Raw genomic sequence first — 237 nt, 5'->3', positions numbered from 1 at the left:
CCTTACTATTGTAGATCGAGCTAATACCTCAAGACGAATGACTATAGGTGAAGATAACAGCTTTAGATTAGGGGGTAATATTGCTACGGGTAATGCAGCGCTCTCTATTGATGGTTCTACTAATAATGTGGGAATAGGAACAAATGCTCCATCAGCAAAATTGGAAATTAATTCCGGTGCTGCAAATACTTCCGGACTAAAGTTTAGCAATTTAAATTCTTCTACCACAGTAGGTAC

General features: G+C 38.4%; 1 protein-coding gene. It reads left to right on the top strand.

Translation table 11 applies throughout. From position 1 onward, the window contains the following. Positions 1–237 (top strand): hypothetical protein (locus tag ACR9ZK_RS23450; RefSeq protein ID WP_481344309.1); only part of this gene is annotated, 237 nt, incomplete at both ends.

This window comes from Monashia sp. HAY1-5C, assembly GCF_056755255.1.
Note: the sequence above shows the minus strand (reverse complement) of the source record. Positions and strands in the feature narration are given on the sequence as shown.